12 protein-coding genes, 1 tRNA gene and 1 pseudogene are annotated in these 17464 nt (G+C 60.2%); 5 read left to right on the top strand and 9 right to left on the bottom strand.

Annotated elements, in window-relative coordinates; all coding sequences use genetic code 11:
- The first annotated feature begins 87 nt into the window (after positions 1-87).
- The gene (locus AEYBE204_RS24645) at positions 88-3018 is read left to right on the top strand and encodes a TonB-dependent receptor (RefSeq protein ID WP_081724572.1); all 2931 of its coding nucleotides are present in this window, start codon (positions 88-90) and stop codon (positions 3016-3018) included.
- Positions 3019-3430: 412 nt separating this feature from the next.
- Here AEYBE204_RS24645 and sppA read toward each other — a convergent pair whose 3' ends face one another.
- From sppA to AEYBE204_RS24630, 3 genes are all read right to left on the bottom strand, one after another.
- A complete protein-coding gene (gene sppA, locus AEYBE204_RS24640; RefSeq protein ID WP_023461078.1) occupies positions 3431-5218 on the bottom strand; it encodes a signal peptide peptidase SppA in 1788 nt (595 codons plus the stop codon).
- Positions 5219-5353: 135 nt separating this feature from the next.
- Positions 5354-6238 (bottom strand): rhodanese-related sulfurtransferase, encoded by an 885-nt coding sequence (locus AEYBE204_RS24635; RefSeq protein ID WP_023461077.1) that lies wholly within the window; start codon positions 6236-6238, stop codon positions 5354-5356.
- Between the two features lie 41 nt (positions 6239-6279).
- Complete coding sequence (locus AEYBE204_RS24630; RefSeq protein WP_023461076.1) at positions 6280-6966, bottom strand: alpha/beta fold hydrolase; 687 nt, start codon at positions 6964-6966, stop codon at positions 6280-6282.
- 134 nt (positions 6967-7100) lie between these two features.
- Between AEYBE204_RS24630 and AEYBE204_RS24625 the strand changes: the two genes are divergently transcribed.
- A tRNA-Gln gene (locus tag AEYBE204_RS24625) sits at positions 7101-7174 on the top strand.
- 251 nt (positions 7175-7425) lie between these two features.
- Here the strand turns inward: AEYBE204_RS24625 and AEYBE204_RS40660 are convergent.
- Positions 7426-7779, bottom strand: coding sequence for a hypothetical protein (locus AEYBE204_RS40660; RefSeq protein WP_023461075.1), 354 nt, complete (start codon positions 7777-7779; stop codon positions 7426-7428).
- A 406-nt stretch (positions 7780-8185) separates the two neighbouring features.
- Here AEYBE204_RS40660 and AEYBE204_RS24620 point away from each other — a divergent pair, with 406 nt between their 5' ends.
- The gene (locus AEYBE204_RS24620) at positions 8186-9292 is read left to right on the top strand and encodes a TauD/TfdA family dioxygenase (protein ID WP_023461074.1); all 1107 of its coding nucleotides are present in this window, start codon (positions 8186-8188) and stop codon (positions 9290-9292) included.
- An 18-nt stretch (positions 9293-9310) separates the two neighbouring features.
- Positions 9311-10177 carry an NAD(P)-dependent oxidoreductase gene (locus AEYBE204_RS24615; RefSeq protein WP_023461073.1) on the top strand — a complete coding sequence of 289 codons (867 nt, stop codon included), beginning with the start codon at positions 9311-9313 and terminating at the stop codon, positions 10175-10177.
- Positions 10178-10207: 30 nt separating this feature from the next.
- Here the strand turns inward: AEYBE204_RS24615 and AEYBE204_RS24610 are convergent, their stop codons facing one another.
- The 4 genes and pseudogenes from AEYBE204_RS24610 to AEYBE204_RS40805 form a co-directional block, all read right to left on the bottom strand.
- Complete coding sequence (locus AEYBE204_RS24610) at positions 10208-10699, bottom strand: VOC family protein (protein ID WP_031229832.1); 492 nt, start codon at positions 10697-10699, stop codon at positions 10208-10210.
- A gap of 5 nt (positions 10700-10704) precedes the next feature.
- Positions 10705-11541, bottom strand: coding sequence for a class III extradiol ring-cleavage dioxygenase (locus tag AEYBE204_RS24605; RefSeq protein ID WP_023461071.1), 837 nt, complete (start codon positions 11539-11541; stop codon positions 10705-10707).
- Positions 11542-11697: 156 nt separating this feature from the next.
- The gene (locus AEYBE204_RS40810) at positions 11698-12798 is read right to left on the bottom strand and encodes a glycoside hydrolase family 3 C-terminal domain-containing protein (protein WP_235068073.1); all 1101 of its coding nucleotides are present in this window, start codon (positions 12796-12798) and stop codon (positions 11698-11700) included.
- A gap of 114 nt (positions 12799-12912) precedes the next feature.
- Positions 12913-13740, bottom strand: a pseudogene (locus tag AEYBE204_RS40805) (glycoside hydrolase family 3 protein); the annotation flags it as partial.
- 356 nt (positions 13741-14096) lie between these two features.
- On the opposite strand from AEYBE204_RS40805, the gene AEYBE204_RS24595 reads away from it, so the two are divergent.
- Positions 14097-15383: a nitrate/nitrite transporter gene (locus AEYBE204_RS24595; protein WP_023461068.1), complete on the top strand. Its 1287-nt coding sequence runs from the start codon at positions 14097-14099 to the stop codon at positions 15381-15383.
- Positions 15384-15444: 61 nt separating this feature from the next.
- Here the strand turns inward: AEYBE204_RS24595 and AEYBE204_RS24590 are convergent, their stop codons facing one another.
- Positions 15445-17454 (bottom strand): S9 family peptidase, encoded by a 2010-nt coding sequence (locus tag AEYBE204_RS24590; protein WP_023461067.1) that lies wholly within the window; start codon positions 17452-17454, stop codon positions 15445-15447.
- Positions 17455-17464: the final 10 nt, after the last annotated feature.

The raw sequence follows: 17464 nt of genomic DNA, 5'->3' as shown, positions 1-17464 counted from the left end.
GGGTCTTAATCGACATTAACAGCTTGTAATGCTGGGCAACAAAGGTCGGGCCCTCTGGGGTACCGACCAAATTCCGGAGAACTTAGAGTGATCAAGAAAACGATGCGATCAGGCCTTATGGTCTCGACGACGCTGTGCGGCGCGCTGCTGTCGCTGGCCGTCCCCGCACTTGTGACCGCTGTAGCGACGGCAGTGCCGACGACGGCACTGGCGCAGGACTTAACCTCGGGTACCCTGGGCGGTACCGTGAAGTCGGAAGAAGGCAAACCTGCCGCCGGCGCCAAGGTCACGATCACCGGTGAATCGACCGGTTACAACGGCACGACCACTACGGACGCGGACGGTAAGTTCCAGATTTCGCAGATCCCGCTGGGCCGTTATACCGTCGACATCACCACCGCTTCGGGCGCCAAGGCGTCGGAAACCGTCCTCGTTACTCTGGGCGCCGTGTCGAGCTACGAGTTTACCGCCGGCGGCTCGTCGATCGAAACCGTCGTCGTCCGCGGCAAGGCGCGCCGTAACCTCGACTTCGACCGCACGACCCGTGGTTCGGTCCTCGACGTGCAAACCCTGTCCGAGCGCCTGCCGGTCGGCCGTTCGATCGAATCGCTCGCCGATCTGGTGCCGGGCATCTCGATCAACGACGTCTTCGGCCCGCCGTCGATCGCCGGTTCGTCCTCGGCTGAGAACATCTATTATGTCAACGGCATGAACGTTACGAACTTCCGTAACTTCCTCGGCGGTACGACCATCCCGTTCGACTTCTACGACCAGATCGAAGTCAAGACGGGCGGCTACTCCGCTGAATACGGCCGTTCGACCGGTGGTGCCTTCGTCGCCACGACGCGTTCGGGCTCCAATACCTTCAAGGGCGGCGCCTCGTTCTACTATCATCCGGAAGCCCTGGCTGCGGACGGCGAATTCACCTACGACAAGGTCGATTCGACGAAGCGCCGCACCGAGTATCCGAACGAATCCGAAGCCAACTTCTGGCTGTCGGGTCCGTTGCTCAAGGATCACATCTACTTCTTCGCCTTCTATAACCCGCGCGATCTGCACGACCGTTCGGTGACCTACAACAACAACGGTACCTACGCGTTCGAGCAGACGGTCGCCCGCGAAGACCCGTTCTGGGGTGGCAAGCTGGATTTCGTGCTCAACCCGCAGCACCGCCTGGAATACACCTACTTCACCGACAACCAGTCCTCGCTGACCACCTTGCAGGGTGAAGACTCGAACAACGCCACCGGCGGTCTGACGCGTATCGTCAAATATACCGGTAAGCTGACCGACTGGTTCACGATTTCGGCCATGTACGGTCGTTCGTCCTATAACCAGACCGTTTCGTCCTCGGTGGACAATATCGGTTCGGTCGTCGACGAAGGCGGCAACATCATCCGCGGCAACCCGGCTCTGACGATCGAGCAAGGCAAGGATCTGCGCGAAAACTATCGCGTCGATGCCGACTTCTACTTCAACCTGGCTGGCAAACACCACCTTAAGCTCGGTGTCGACAAGGAACAGCTGAACGCCGATGCGATTACGTCCTATTCGGGCGGTATCTACTACCGTTATTACGCGGCCGGCACGAACTGCGGTTCGTCGGGCAACGTGATCAACAACTGCGTTCGCGTCCGTGAACTCTTCTCCGGCGGCTCGTTCGATATCGAGAACGAAGCCATGTACATTCAGGACAGCTGGGAACTCAACGATCGCGTCGCTCTGAACCTCGGTCTGCGCAGCGACTCGTTCACCAACAAGAACGCCGATGGTGTGCCGTTCCTCAAGAAGGAAAACCTCATCTCGCCGCGTATCGGCATCACCTTCGATCCGGAAGGCGACAAGTCGAGCAAGCTGACGGCCTTCTATGGTCGTTACTATCTGCCGATCGCAGGTAATACCAACATCCGTCTGGCCGGTGGTGAAACCTTCACCGAGAAGTTCTACTCCTACTCGGCGCGCAACGCGAACTACGTTCCGACGCTCGGCACCCTGTACCGCACCAACATCCTGTCGGACGGCCTGATCCCGAACGCCAACTCGGTCGTGTCGCAAAACATCGAGCCTCAGTATCAGGACGAATATATCGTCGGTTACGAAAAACGCCTCGACAGCGGCTGGAAGTTCGGCGTGGACTTCACGTACCGCAACCTGTCGGCTGTCATGGAAGACGCCGACATCGACTACACCCCGGCAGCCGCCTGGCTGGCGTCGAAGGGCATCATCACCAGCGCGCAGGCCGCCAGCGGCTCGTTCGGCGGTTCGGGCTACGTCCTGATCAATCCGGGCAAGGACCTCGTGGTCACCCTCGGCGACAGCTTCGGTGCTTCGGCTGGCAAGACTGTCACCGTTCCGGCGGACGTACTGGGCTTCCCGGCGGCCAAGCGTTCCTATCAGGCCCTGACCTTCACGGGTGAGCGTATGTGGGATGGCACCTGGTATCTCGGCGGCTCGCTGACCCTGTCGCGTTCCTACGGAAATATCGAAGGCGGCGTTAAGTCGGACAACGGTCAGGACGATACCGGCCTGACGCAGGACTTCGACGAACCCGGCTGGACCGACGGTTCGACCGGCCTGCTGCCGAACCACCACGGTTATAACCTAAAGATGTACGGTTCGTACCAGTTCAGCGAAAACCTGCGGGGTGGTTTCAACGCCAGCGTCCTCTCGCCGCGCAAGTACGGTTGTATCGGTTACTATCCGTTCAATGACGGCCGCGCCAGCACGACGACTCTGACGGCTTGGTACTGCGGTGGCAAACTGACACCGCGCGGTGAATCCTTCTCCGGCGACTGGATCAAGAAGCTGGACGTCAACCTGACCTGGTCGCAGCCGATCCCGATCGGCACGATCAAGGTCTCGGCAGACGTGTTCAACCTGTTCAACGCTCAGGGCGCCGATCAGTTCGACGAAAACGGCGAACTGGGTGGTGTCGGCACCAAGAACCCGAACTACGGTTCGCCGTCGAGCTACCAGAACCCGCGCTATGTCCGTCTGGGCCTGAAGTACGAGTTCTAATTCCTCAGAGTAGCATAAAGCGTACGGAAACGGCGGCAGGACAACCTGCCGCCGTTTTCTTTTGTTGCCCGGCGAGTGAGTGGGCAATGTCGCAGCCCTATTCGTCGATCGCGGTTTCAACGGCATCGATGCCTGCCCGGCGCTGTGTCAGGGAATTATCAAAACCCTTTGAAAGCGCCAGGAAACGGAATGTGGCCACTGGCAGATTTGACCGAATACGGAGCAAAAAGGTCTCCGGAAAGTTCTCTGGAAGGTCTTTAGGTGATGGCGCTTCGCCTGAGGTGGTGCGCTGTTGTAAGCGCCGCCTTCAGGTTTGCAGCCTCGATTTTCAGGGTCGGACGACTGGTTGATAGATAATAAAAACGCCGCCCGGAGTACCGGACGGCGCTTTTATTTCTATGCGTTGAAGTGTTTAACGCGCCGACGGCTGGTAAGGCTCAGGGGCCAAGACGCTGGCGCCCTGTTCACGAAGGCGGGCCTGTTTGGCCTCTTTCATGATCGCTTCGGCGCGCGGGTCGGTCGAGGCCCAGCCGAGGAACGACAGGGCTTCGAAGCCCTTGACGCTGGCCTCGACGCCCTTGCCGAACATGGCGAAGGGCGACTTGTTGTTGGGATAGCTGACCAGCTTTACCTTGGTGTCCTTGTCGATCTTGGCCAGAGCCTTGGCCTTGTCCACCGCCGCGTAGAAGCCGCCCAGATCGTCGACCAGACCACGTTCCTTGGCCTGAGCGCCGGTCCAGACGCGACCCTTGGCGATTTCCTTGACGCGTTCGACCGGCAGCTTGCGGCCCTTGGCCACACGTTCGACAAAGGCGTTATAGATTCCGTCGATCCAGGTCGAAATGGCAGCATGCTGCTTTTCGGTGAACGGCTTACCCGACGCATAGGCCCCGGCATATTCGCCGCCCACACCGATCTGACGGAAGTCGACGCCGAAGCGCGCCGCCGCGTCGCCAATGGCAAGCTTGCCGCCATAGACGCCGATCGAGCCGGTGAGAGTCGTCGGATTGGCGACGATGGCATTGGCACCTGCCGAGATCCAGTAACCGCCCGACGCGGCATAGTTCCCCATCGAGATCACCACCGGCTTGCCCGAATCCTGAGCATACTTGATGGCCTGAGCGATCTGCTCGGACGCCGTGTCCGACCCGCCGGGCGAGGAGACGCGGAAGACGATGGCCTTGACCTTGTCGTTGTCGACGGCGTCGTAGAAGGCCTGAGCGATGTCGTCCGACAGCATTTCGGGCTCACCACCACCGAAGCCGCCACCACCCTTGCCGGTCATGATCGCGCCTTCACCATTGATGACGGCGATGGTCTGAGCCCCCGTCGAGGTGACGGTGGCGGCATAGGATTCGACATCCATCAGTTCGGTGTCGGCGCCGCCCTTGGCCTTGGCGGCCTCTTCAGCTTCGTGCACCTGACCCAGCTTGGTGATCAGGCCCATTTCCTTGGCCTGTTCGGCGCCATAAGGACCGGCTTCCAGAACGGCCTTGAGCTTTGGCAGGTCCATTTTCAGATCTTTGCGATCCACGACCACCGATGACAGCAGCGAGTCGTAGATCGAGCCCATCCACGACAGGGTCGCCTCGCGGTGCGCCGGGGTGAAATCGCTTTGCAGATAGGGGTTTACGGCGTTCTTGAATTCGTAGCGCTGTTCAAACTGCGGCGTGACGCCATACTTGTCGAAGGCGCGCTTGAAGAAAGTGTTTTCCGTCGCGATACCGGTCACCTGAAACGCCGAATGCGGCTGCATCCAGAATTCCGTGGCGGCGGAGCCGATCATGTAGGAAGCGACGACCATCGTATCGGGATAGAGGCCCTGCGAGTGCGCGATGACGGTCTTGTTCTTGCTGCGTACATAGCGCACGGCGGTGCGAATTTCTTCGGCCGCGGCGGGCGCGATACCGCCTTCGGGCAGACGGATCAGGACCGACTTGACCTTGCTGTCGTCGGCGGCGTGATAGAGCGACGTCACGATGTCCATGGTCGACAGCGGGCGTCCGGTGATGAAGGCAAACGGGTCGGCCTTGGACTGATCGGTCAGGCCCTGACGCAGGTCGACCAGGAGGGTCACGGATGAGGGCGTCGTGGGCTTAGAGGACGCTGCGACCATCGTGATCAGCAGGAAAGGTACGCCGATGAAGAACAGGATGAAGGCGGTCAGAACGGCGCCCACCGTAATAAGAAACTGTTTCATAAGATGATCGTCATCCCCGCTGCGGTCAAAAATTGCACCATGCCCCCCGCAAAGACGCACGCGCACTGCTTCCTAACATATAGGCTGACGAGAATAGGTCAAATGAAGAGACCGTAATAAATCCACAGAGTACGGTTAAAACTTGGTACGTCCTGCCGCCGGCCGCGCCGTCGAGGGGCGGTCGTGCTGGTACTTCGGATCGCCGTGGCAATGCGGGCATGAGACGCCGCGCTCATAAAGCGGGCTTTGCTGGTCTTCGGGCGTCAGGGCGTGGTCGCAATAGAGGCACAGCAGAGCGGTTGTAGACGGCGTCAGATTATGATCCACCGCAATGCGCTCGTCGAAGACGAAGCATTCGCCGTCCCACAGGCTCTCGCTGGCCGGAACGTCCTCGAAATATTGCAGGATGCCGCCCTTGAGGTGATAAACCTCGTCGAAGCCATTATCCTGCATCCAGGCGGTAAATTTTTCGCAGCGAATGCCGCCGGTACAGAAGGTGGCGATCTTTTTGCCCTTCAGCTGTTCGGCGTGATCGCGCGTCCATTGCGGCAGGAACTTGAAGGTCGGGATCTGCGGGTCGATGGCGCCGCGGAACGTGCCGAGATTGACCTCGTAATCGTTGCGCGTGTCGAGGATGACCACGTCGTCCCGGCGGATCAGGGCGTTCCAGTCCTTCGGCTCGACATATTCGCCGCGTTTGGTCAGGCTGACCGGTTCACCCAGCGAAATAGTCTCCTTTTTGAGGCGCACACGCGTCTTGCCGAAGGGCTGGGTGTCGGCGAAGGACTCTTTCCAAACGATGGGTTCACCGATCAGTTCGGTTTGCAGATAGGTCAGGAAGCTGTCGACGGCCTCGCGCGTGCCGGCCATGGTCGAGTTGACGCCTTCGCGCGTGATCAGCAGAGAACCCTTGATGCCGAGGCCTTTCAGCCGGTCGAGCAGGGGGGGCTGCATTTCTTCGAACTCAGGGAAGTCGAAGAAATGGTAGAAGGCGACGATGACATAAGACTTATCGGACATGGGCCACGCGCTATCACAAACGCCCGGCATGTTAAAGCCCGTCACGCTTCGCACAGGAACGGCAGGATATGGTGGCTAGTGATCCCGTCGGGATCGCACTGAAAGATCATGTGCGGCAGATCCAGCCGTACCTGACGGATATCCTTGCCGAAATGCCGCGACAGGAAAGGCGGAATCAAGCGGTCCTTACCGGCATTGAGGCTGAGGACAGGCATGGTCAGCGCCGCCAGTTGCGATCGCATATCGCAGGAGAGGACACTTTGTACCCGCGCCAGAAGGGTGCGGCGATCGACGGGTCTGACGGTGTCGTGGATCATTTGCGCGGTTTCATGATGGCTGCCATTGAATAGCATCAGGCGTATCTGCCACGTCCACAGCGGCAGAAAACAGCCCAGCGGTACCAATGGGGCTGCGACCTTGCCCAGCCAGCCATAGGGTGACGCTGCAAAGGTCGCGCCGAGGATCAGCTTCAGTGGTTTACGTGGCGCGTGGGTGGCTAGCCAGATGGCCAATGGTCCGCCGAAAGACTCACCGATCAGTATATAGTCGCGGTTCGTGGGTATCTCCGGCAATAGAAACCGCCCCAGATGAGGGTAGGATTGATCTCCCGTCTGCGGATAAGCGAGGGCGCGCACCTCATAATGCGGCGAAAGCGCGGTTTTCAGCCCTTCGAAAAAGGCTGCCGTGCCATCGGTTCCGGGCAAAAGGATCAATAAAGGCTGTGACATAAACGGAAAGCGCGAGAAGCTGGGGAAAATTTCACCGGAGGGATTGCATGTCACAAAAGCTTGGGTTAGTGAAGCGCCTCTCTCGCGGACACAGGCGAGACCAGCAAAAGCTGCCAAGGCTTTGGCCGATTTGCTGGGGAATGGTGTAATGGTAACACTCCGGTTTTTGGTACCGTCATTCTAGGTTCGAGTCCTAGTTCCCCAGCCAATTTTCATTTTTGGGCAATTTTGCCCTATGTTTTCTAGCCTTTTCAACAACTTAAAAAGTTCGATAGTTGGCTCTCCTTTACGGTAGCATATTGCCGAATTTTATTATCTAATTGAAATTGTTGTGAAATATTTGTTCTGGTCCTAATTGCCCTCAAGCCGTTTTTCCCGCAAGGATTGAAAAATGGTAAATTTTTCCTGTTTCTCATTTGCGAGAATTATAACGGTGCAGCACAGGCTTTGTTGGACGGCTTAGCCTTTGGCTCGCGATACAGGGCGACGCCTGCGCATTAATCGCTTCGGTGAAATTGTTTCTGCGGTCGGTAATAAACTTTGCTCGCGGCAAACGGAGATTGGATTTTCCGCAATCTCTGTACCAATCTTCTTGCGGGCAATTTGTTGAGCTTTTTGTTCTCGATCGAGAAGATGCAGACACATGAAGTAACCGGTTAGGTTTTCCAACATCTCCTTGGCATCTTCGTTTGTCAGAGGTTTGTCTGTTTGTTTTTGAAATAGATCGCGAACCTCTTCTATCAGCTCTTTTGAAAATTTTGGCTTCCGGAGGCCTTCCCAGCGGTCGATGCTTTTGCCACGGTGCTTGCTCATACCGCCTCCCTAATTTTTTATCAAACGGCGCCCGACTTTATCATTTCCCGAGCATCGAGATTAGGCGCTACAGCGTATAGCCGGACCTGGCCCTTAGCCGACTCGAGGGCCATTTACGGTCCTGGCAAAAGCGGAAGTAAATTCGGCTCCGGCGCGCAGTCTCACGCAATTTTTTGGCACCGCCACGGGCAGGCCGCCTTTTGGCCCTTAGCAGACATTACCAGTGGGCATAAGCGGACATTGAATGCGTGATCGAGTGAATAACTTGATCATCAGAACCTGCATCTTGCCTGTAGGCGCATTCATACGGCTCAGGTCAATTAATCATGCCCGCGGGGACAAGAGACGACACAGCCCCTCTGTTAGGGTCCGGACATACCATTTGGATCACCCAGAGGATCGTCTCATGACTACTGCTATTGTCGACGCACCGGCGCTTAAGCTGGAAGAAATCACGACCGCTGCCGCCTGGCGCGGCGACGTGCTATCGAAATCGGACTCGTGGGTCTATATTCTGTCCGAGGCCCAGATCGCCGAACTGGAAACGCTGGGGACGCGTTTCGTCGAGGCAGATCCCGACCTGCGCTTCGTGCAGAAGGAAGAATACCCGCTGGTCGAATGCCTTGAGGCGATCAGGGAATGGGGGAGCGACGTCGATTCCGGGCGCGGTTTCGTGCTGGTGCGCGGTCTGCGCACGCATCTCTATTCCGATGCGCTGTCGGCGGCGATCTATTACATTCTCGGCCTCTATATGGGCGATCCGATCCGTCAGAACGAAAAGGGCGATTTGATCGACTCGGTCTATGCGACGTCTGACAAGATGATGGACGACCCGACGGCGAAGTCGTCCAAGGTGCGCGACTATCTGGTGTTCCATTCGGACTCGTCGGACGTCGTGTCGCTGATGTGCCTGCGGCCGGCGAAGGAAGGCGGGGCGTCATGCCTCGTGTCCGGGGCGGAGATCTATAACGAGATCCTGCGTCGCCGTCCGGACCTCGCGCCGCTGCTGTTTCAGCCCTATCACTGGGACTGGCGCCGTCAGGACAAGAACGCGCCGTCCGACACCTATACCTCGCCGATCATCGACCTGACCGACGGCGTGTTTTCGATGTATGCCGGTTCGCTTTATATCCTCACCGCGCAGGAATATGAGGGCGTGCCGAAGCTTTCGCCGGAGCAGATAGAGGTACTGGAGCTGTTCGATAAAATCACCTACGAACCCGGCATGGCCATCGAGATGGACTTCCGCCCGGGCGACATCCAGTGGCTGTCGAACTACGCGGCCCTTCACGCACGCACCCTCTATCACGACTATCCGGAGCCCCAGCGCCGCCGTCACCTGTTGCGCCTGTGGTTGAGCCGTCAGGGCGACCGCCCGGTCATCGACGGCTTCGGCAAGAACGGCGTCGTTCAGGTCCGTCACAAGCCGCGCGAGGGCCAGAGCGAAGACAATCTCGGTTTCTTCCGCATCAAGGACGCCCCGGTGCCGCGCCTGCTGGCCGACCACGGCTGAGTGAGTTAATAAGCGCCCATGACACGTTCCCTCGCCTTTCTAGGCCTCGGCATGATGGGTTCGGCCATGGCCCGCCGTCTCATCGACGCGGGCTTTGCCCTCAGCGTTTTCAACCGCAATCCGGAACGATCCGCGCCCTTCTCCGAAGCGGCGCGGATTGCCGTAAGCGCCCGCGATGCGGCGGAGGGCGCGGACCTCATCATCTCCATGGTTACGGACGATAGAGGGTCGCGCGGGATGTGGCTGGGGACGGACGGCGCGCTGGCGGGGCTCAAACCCGGCACGGTGTGTCTGGAGGCATCGACCCTGACACCGGACTGGATCGGCGAATGGGCCGGGCACGTGACCGGGGCGGGCGGCGTGCCGCTCGATGCCCCCGTGACGGGTTCGAAGCTTCAGGCCGAAACCGGACAACTAGTCTTCATCGCCGGGGGCGATACCGCGCCGCTCGACACCGTGCGTCCGGCGCTCGCCGCCATGAGCCGCAAGGTCGTCCATATGGGACCGTCGGGCAGCGGCGCGATGTTCAAGCTGATCAACAATTTCATGGGCGGTGTGCAGGTCGCGGCCCTGGCCGAGGCCTTTACCCTGATCGACCGGTCGGGCCTGAACCTCGAACAGGCCATCGACACCCTGCTCGACGGATCGCCCGGCAGCCCGATGGTCAGGATGATCGCGGGACGCGTGCTGGCTGAGGATTACCGCCCGAATTTTCAGCTCGCCTTGCAGGCCAAGGACATGGCCTATGCGTTGAAAGCCGCCGCGCCGCTGGGCGTCGATCTTCCGACCGTCCGTGCCGCACTCGACACCTTCAATACGGCTGTGGCCGAAGGGCGGGGCGGAGACGATATAGCGGCCGTTGTCAAATCGGTACGGGAGCGATAAAAAAGGGGCCCCAGCGGGCCCCTTTTCTATTTATTCTTTGGTGTAGGTTTCTGGAATATCAGGGTTTTCGCCCGCCTTGCCCCACAGGATGATCTCGTTGCCCCACGGATCTTCAAAGGCGTAGTTGTAGCCGTTGAATTCCTTCCAGTAGTGGTCTTTCCATAGCAGACTAGCACCGCGCGACGTGGCGGCCTCAATGATGCGTTCCGGCGTATCGTCGTCGCTGACCAAGACCCACAGGCGCGCCTTGTGGTCGCCACGGCTCAGGGCTTTGGCGCCCGCGCCTTCGGCGGTCGGGAAGGGGCGGGCATTATTGGTGTTGAAGATGCCGATGTGCAAATTGCCGATCTGGCTCTGGCTGCCGTCCTTGTTCTTGAAGTTCTCGCCAGGCACGAGGCGGTGATAGACGCCCGCCGGACGGCCTTCGTTGGTCCAGCCGAAGACCTCGGCATAGAACTGACCGGTGGCTTCGGGATCATCGGAGGCCAGATCGACGAAAATGAGTGTATTCGGGTAGGTCATTGATTTCATCCAAAACGGAAAGCGGAGACGGTGGCCTGCATGACCACGTCGGAGAAGATGCGCGCGCCCTTGTCGTCGTCACCGGCACCGGCGGCGATCATCAGGGGCAGGAGGTGTTCTTCGCGCGGGTGCGCGTTGCGGGCTGCCGGACCGTCGGCCCAGCGGTTGAGCGCGTCGCTGCGCACGGTTGGGTCGTCCTGCGCCAAAGAGGCGGTCAGCCAGTCGTCGAAGGCTTTGGACGGCGCGGTTGCCGAGGGCGTGCGGAAAGCGTGCATATTGTGGTAGCTCATGCCCGAACCTATGATCAGGACGCCTTCGTCACGCAGGCTTTTCAGGGCCTTGCCCGCCGCCATATGCTCCGCCGGATCGAGATTGCGTTTGAGCGACAAGGGCACGACGGGAATGTCGGCATCGGGGAAGGCGAGCAGGAAGGGAATGAAGACGCCGTGGTCGAAACCACGTTTCGCATCGGTCTTCGCGGCGATCCCGGCCTCGGTCAGAAGCTGTACGATGCGGTTGGCCAGTTCGGTCGAACCCGGCGCCGGATAGCTCAGTTCATAGGTGTGTTTGGGGAAGCCGTAATAGTCGAAGATCATCTCCGGCTGCGGCGCGGTGGCGGCGGTGAAGACGGCTTCTTCCCAGTGACCGGAAATGACGATGATCGCCTTGGGGCGTTCCGGCAGGGTCGCGGCGAGGTTTTTCAGCCAGTCCGCGGTCTTGTCCCAGGTATCGGCCGGTTCGCCCATCAGCGACCAGTCCATGAAGAAGCAGGGCCCGCCACCGTGCGGGATGAACAGGGTCGGCTGGGTCGCCGGGGTAAGGGGTTGCGCTGAATCGGGCATTTTATATCCGTTTGAAAAGGTTTGGCTTCCGATGTAGCCGGAGCCGCCAATCGGGTCTTGTCTCACCGCGTTTTGAAACTTGTCGGCAGATGATCAGAGCGATATGCCAAAAAGTGTGAAGCGGTTTTTGGCTACGATATCGCGACCAGAAAAAATCTACGGTTTGAGGCGTTTGGCCTTTAGCTTGACCGTCCCGGTCTCGATAAGGTCGGTGGCCGAGGCCCCCAGCGACACGCCATAGGTGCCGCTTTTGACCACCCAGCCGGGTGTCTGCGTATCGAATTGGCCGATCAGGCGCGGGTCGGCGCTGAGGGTTACGGTGCGCGTCTCACCCGGTTTCAAATCGACCTTGTCGAAGCCGATCAGGCGTTGGGTGTCCCCGTCGGGCGTCTGAGTCAGATATACCTGCGGCACGGCCTTGCCGGGGCGCTGACCCGTATTGGTCACCTTGAAGCTGAAGCGCAATTGATCGCCACCGCTGAGTTTCAGGTCGCTGTAGTCGAACGTCGTATAGCTGAGGCCGAAGCCGAACGGGAATAGCGGTGTTTGTTGCGTGCGTTTGAACCAGCGGTAACCGATATCCGCGCCTTCATGATAGACGACGTCGAACTGGACCTTTTCTGCCAGGTCGATGCCGGGCAGGTCTGGACGTGGGGTCTGGGTCAGACTGACCGGGAAGGTCATCGGCAGGTGGCCGGACGGATTGACCTCGCCGAACAGGATATCGGCGATGACCTCACCGCCCTGAGATCCCGAATACCACGCCTGAAGCACGGCGGGCACCTTACTGAGCCACGGCATGGTCACCGGCCCGCCGGTTTGCAGCACGACCACGGTTTTGGGGTTAGCGGTGGCGACGGCGTTTATCATGGCATCCTGACCGCGCGGCAGGTCGATGTTCGGGGCGTCGAGCGATTCCGTCATCCACTGATTGCCGAAGACGATGACGAGGTCGGCCTTCGCCGCCTTTCGCGCGGCCTCGGTCGCGTTGCGGCCATTGTCGAACAGGACGGTCGCCTGAGGCGCGCGCGCACGGATGGCGGCCAGCGGCGCGGAAGGATGGTACTGCTCCTTGACGTACTGCGCGAACAGGGTTTCGCCGCTCATCGGGACGCCGGGTTGCCCCGACACGGCGGTCACGTTGGACGAACCGCCGCCGGACAGCACGCCCTTTTCAGCATAGTCCCCGATGACGAGGATAGTGCGCGCCTCACGCCCCAGCGGCAGGATATCACCGCTGTTCTTGAGCAGGACCATGCCTTCTTCGGCGGCGGCGCGGCTGATCCGGGCATGGGCTTCGTAATCGATCTCGGTCTTTTGCGGCGGCGCGTCGAAGACGCCCGAGGCGATCTGCGCATAGAGAATACGGCGGACCATGTCGGACAGGCGCGCAGCGGGGACGTTGCCGGTCTCGACGGCGGCCTTCAGCGGTGCGCCGAACCACGGCTGGGCGTCCAGTTCCTTGGCGGCCTGCTGATCGAGGCCCTTGATGGCGAAATCGGTGGCCTTGACCGCGCCCCAGTCGGACATGACGAAGCCTTTGTAGGCCCAGTCACCCTTCAACACACCATTCAGCAGGTGGTCGTTGCCGCAGGCATAGTGACCGTTGACGAGGTTGTAGCCACACATGACCTACAAGGGCTTGCCGCGCTCGATGGCGATCTGAAAGGCCAGCAGGTCGGTTTCGCGCATGGCTTTCTCGTCGATGACGCTGTTCGACCAGTCGCGGTTTGTCTCGGAGTCGTTGACGGCGAAGTGTTTGATGGTGGCGATGATTTTTTGCGACTGTGCGCCGCGGATGGCTTCGCCGGCCATCAGGGCCGACAGCCAGACGTCTTCGCCGAAATATTCGAAATTGCGCCCGTTGCGCGGGTCGCGGGCCAGATTGACGCCGCCGCTCAGCAGGACGTTGAACCCCTTGGCGCGCGCCTCCGAGGCGATCATCGCGCCGCCGTCATAGGCCAGTTTCGGGTTGAAGCTGGCGGCGGTGCTCAATGCCGAGGGCAGGGCGGTGGCGTGGTCGCCGGGGCGGACATCGGACGGATTGGTCACGCCCAAAGACGCATCGGTCTCGAACAGGGGCGGAATATTGAGGCGTTTGACGCCGGGCACATAACCGGCGGCGGGGATGGCGTCTTCGGGCTGCGGGTTGTCGGGGGTGCGCGTAACCCACGGCACCGGCCATGTGCCGTTGACCATGGCGATGCGCTCATCCAGCGTCATCCGGGCCTCGATCTCGGCGGCGCGTTTGACGGCGTCGTTGGCCCGAACGGGTGACACCAGCGCCGAACCGCTCATCAGGGCGGTGAGAAAAAGGGCGCGGGTGTGGGCCCGCGCATACGATAGATGTTTCGTAAGTTTGTGCATGGCTAATATTTACTAAGGCGGCCCTGTGGGTCTTGACCGGCGGCGTCGTAAAATTTGACAGCGCTGTAAATGACGCCCGACGCGGACTAGACGCCTGACGCCCTGTTTTTTGGCAGCGGCAGGTTTGGCTTTGACGGGCCGACGGATTCCGGTTTTGCTGATCCGACTGTAATGTGGAGTGCGTGGGCATGACGATCGAAACCAGGGAAAATCGCAAAACGGCGCTGGGCGTCGTCGTCGCCTGCACCATAGGCAATATGGTCTGCCTGACCGCGACGGTCAGCTCGGTCTTCGGCGTCTTTTTGGTGCCGATCTCCGAAAGCTTCGCCTGGCAGCGCTCTCAGGTTACCGCCGTGCTGGGGATTATCTCGCTGGTCAGCATCGTCGCCTTTCCGCTGGTCGGGCGGATGATGGACAAGTACGGCGGGCGCAAGGTGCTTCTCATCGGCAATATCCTGTTCGCGCTCAGCGTCGCGGCGATCAGTCAGGTCAATAACAACCTGCTCCACTTCTATCTGCTGTTCGCCCTGATAGGCGTGGCGGGGGCTATTCCGTGCACGGCCATGTTCTCCAAGGTCGTTTCGGAATGGTTCGACAAGAGCCGCGGCCTGATGCTGGGGATTTCCGCCGGACTGGGCAATGGCGTCGGCGCGACCTTTATGCCGATCGTCGCGGCCCTGCTGCTGGGCGCGGTCGGCTGGCAGATGAGTTTTGCCGTCATCGGTTTCATCATCTTCGCCGTCGGTTTTCCGGCGACCTTCTTCCTGCTGAAAGACGCACCGCGCCCGGTCGTCGAAGACCCTTCGCCGCGTGCTGAGAAATATCAGCCAAACGCCCCCTCGGCGGGCCTAGACGGCCTGACCCTGAGCGAGGCGCTGAAAACGCCGGTCTTCTGGCTGATCATCGCCAGCCTCGGTCTGGGGGCCGGATGTCTGACGGCGGTGTTTTCGCACGTCATCCCCGTCCTGACCGACCGTAAGATCGATATGGGGCTGGCCACGACGGTGATGGTCGTGCTGGCGCTGGTCACCTCGGTCTGGCAGATCGTGGTCGGCTCGCTGCTCGACCGGATCAAGTCGCCCCGCGTCACCGCGCCGTTCTTCGTTATCGCCGCCGGGGGGTTGTGGCTGCTGGAAGCGGCACAGAACACGCCCATGCTGCTGCTGGCCGGGGCGCTGCTGGGGATCGGGCTCGGCACGGCCTTCGGGGCCTTACCCTACTATATTTCGCGCTATTTCGGCCTCAAGGCCTATGGCCTGATCACCGGCGTCATCTATGCGGTCGTCATGCTGGCGCAGGGCCTGACACCGTTCCTGATGGATGTGTGGTTCGACCACTATAAGGCCTATGCCGGGTCGATCCTGATCATCGAAGCCTGTCTGGTGATCGTCGCGGCGCTGATCATGCTCTTCCCGCCGTATCGCATGACGGTCTCGGCTGCCGAGGTGGCCAGCGTCAATCACGGCGGGTTGTAAGGCTTAAACCTCCTCAGACCCTTGGCCAGACCCGGTTCCCCACCGGGTCTGGTTTTTTTGTCTATTTCACCGGCAGGTATTTTTCGAACCACGCCACCACGCGGCTCAGGGCATCGGCAGCGTTTTCCTTCTTGCGGAAGCCATGCCCTTCGGCGGGATAATAGACCACCTCGGTCGTCGTGCCGTTAGCCTTGACGCGCTCGACCACTTCAGCCGCCTGATTTTTGGGAACGCGGGCATCGTTTTCGCCTTGCAGAGTCAGTAGCGGCGTCTTGATACTCTTTGCATAGGTCATCGGCGAAGCAGCGTCGTAGAGCGCCTTGTGGGTCACCGGATCGCCAAGCAGGGCGCGCTGATACTCCCGCAGGCCCGCATCGCCGTTTTCCCACATGGTGTACCAGTTGATGATTCCGAACTGCTGAACCGCAGCGGCGAAACTGTCCGGATATTTGCCGATCGCCATCAGGGTCATGTAGCCGCCATAAGACCCGCCGGTGATGCCGATCTTTTTCGCATCGACATAGCCGGTCGCCTTGAGGAACTCGACGGCGCCCATGACGTCTTTCAGGTCGCCATTGCCGAGATCCTTCTGGTTGGCCAATTGGAACGGCAGTCCATAACCGGTCGAGCCGCGGAAATTCGGCTGGATGACGATATAGCCGCGTGAGGCCAGCGCCGCCGTATATTTCGAGAAATAGTCCTGAGACTGCCCGGTCGGGCCACCGTGCGGCATGACGATGGCCGGGTTTGACCCGTCGCGCTTTAGGTTGAAAGGCATCGTCACCACGGCGCTGATCGGGGTGCCGTCGAAGCTCTTATAGTGGACGATGGTGTTTTTCGGCAGATTGACCGGATCGAGGCTGGCGATGGCCAGTCGTGTGATGCGTTTGGCCGGTTCGGTGCCGCTCAGATCGACCGTCCAGTAATCGAGCGGAGAATCCCCCGCATCGCGATTGACCAGCAACTTGCCCGTCACTGGGTTGAAACTGCTTTGCGCCGAGGTCGCCAATCCGACAAAGCCCGGATCAATGCGCAAAGGCGTCTCGGTCAGGGTGGCGAGATCGACGCGGTCGAGCGTGCCCCGACCGTCGGCATTGTTGGAGACGATCAGATATTTGCCGTCCGGCGAGAACTGCTGCGCCATCTGCTCCCACGGCGTGGCCTTGAGACGCTTCGTCTCAAACGTCTCGCGGTTATAAAGCGCGGCGTGGAACTGACCGGTACCGGCATTGGTCGACAGGGCCAGCCATTTGCCGTCCGGCGACACGTCGGCAATATAGGTGGCTTCGGTGTCCTTTGACGGAACGGCCATAACGGCCTTGCCCGTGGCGACCTCGATCAGCCACGGCGTGCCAGCGGAATCGTCTGACCGGTTACGGTGGGCGATGATATATTTGCCGTCGGGCGTGAAACCGCTGGCGAACCAGAACCAGTTACCGTCTTTTTCATCGGTCAGGACGCGCACCTTGCGGCTGGCAACATCCATTACGGCGACGTTCGATATGGCGCTGTCGCGCGGACGTATGGAAAAGGCGATCAGTTTGCCGTCCAGCGACGGACGCGCGCCGCGTTCGGTCAGGTCCGGCGTGTCGGTCAGGTTGACGACGTCGCCACCGTTGATCGGCAGGGCGTAGAGATCGAAGATTTCCTTGCCGTCGATATCGGACAGGAAATAGACCGTCTGTCCGTCCGGGCTGACGAAAAGATTACTTTGCGGGTTCTCGGATTCGCTGAGTTGCACCGGCGTCATTTCGCCTTCGCTCAGTTTCCAGATATTGATCCGGCCCGCGATATTGGTGGCCAGGACAATGTGCTTGCCATCTGGCGTCCAGACGGCTTCGGGGGCGGCCCGCACGGCGGTCAGATCCTTAAGCGGCACGGGCCGGGCGTTCGGATTGGCTGGCGAAACCAGGCTTTTCGGGTCGGTGATATCCTTGACCGGGGTGGCAATCGGCTTGGCGGCGGGGGGCTTTGCGGCATGTGCGGTTATGGGAGCCATCACAGGGGCAGCGGTCAGGCAAAGCGCACTCAGGACAAGCGGATGCAGACGCGGAACATGGCGAAAAGGCATGGCGGCTCCG

It is taken from the genome of Asticcacaulis sp. YBE204 (assembly GCF_000495855.1).
Classification (GTDB): Bacteria; Pseudomonadota; Alphaproteobacteria; order Caulobacterales; family Caulobacteraceae; genus Asticcacaulis.
This window is presented reverse-complemented; position numbering and strand designations above follow the sequence as displayed.

Coding starts and splice junctions, on each gene's coding strand:
- AEYBE204_RS24615 (WP_023461073.1), top strand. CDS start 9,311: ATGACACGTTCCCTCGCCTTTCTAGGCCTCGGCATGATGGGTTCGGCC.
- AEYBE204_RS24635 (WP_023461077.1), bottom strand. CDS start 6,238: ATGTCCGATAAGTCTTATGTCATCGTCGCCTTCTACCATTTCTTCGAC.
- AEYBE204_RS24605 (WP_023461071.1), bottom strand. CDS start 11,541: ATGCCCGATTCAGCGCAACCCCTTACCCCGGCGACCCAGCCGACCCTG.
- AEYBE204_RS24620 (WP_023461074.1), top strand. CDS start 8,186: ATGACTACTGCTATTGTCGACGCACCGGCGCTTAAGCTGGAAGAAATC.
- AEYBE204_RS24595 (WP_023461068.1), top strand. CDS start 14,097: ATGACGATCGAAACCAGGGAAAATCGCAAAACGGCGCTGGGCGTCGTC.
- AEYBE204_RS24630 (WP_023461076.1), bottom strand. CDS start 6,966: ATGTCACAGCCTTTATTGATCCTTTTGCCCGGAACCGATGGCACGGCA.
- sppA (WP_023461078.1), bottom strand. CDS start 5,218: ATGAAACAGTTTCTTATTACGGTGGGCGCCGTTCTGACCGCCTTCATC.
- AEYBE204_RS24590 (WP_023461067.1), bottom strand. CDS start 17,454: ATGCCTTTTCGCCATGTTCCGCGTCTGCATCCGCTTGTCCTGAGTGCG.
- AEYBE204_RS40810 (WP_235068073.1), bottom strand. CDS start 12,798: ATGGTCCTGCTCAAGAACAGCGGTGATATCCTGCCGCTGGGGCGTGAG.
- AEYBE204_RS24610 (WP_031229832.1), bottom strand. CDS start 10,699: ATGACCTACCCGAATACACTCATTTTCGTCGATCTGGCCTCCGATGAT.
- AEYBE204_RS40660 (WP_023461075.1), bottom strand. CDS start 7,779: ATGAGCAAGCACCGTGGCAAAAGCATCGACCGCTGGGAAGGCCTCCGG.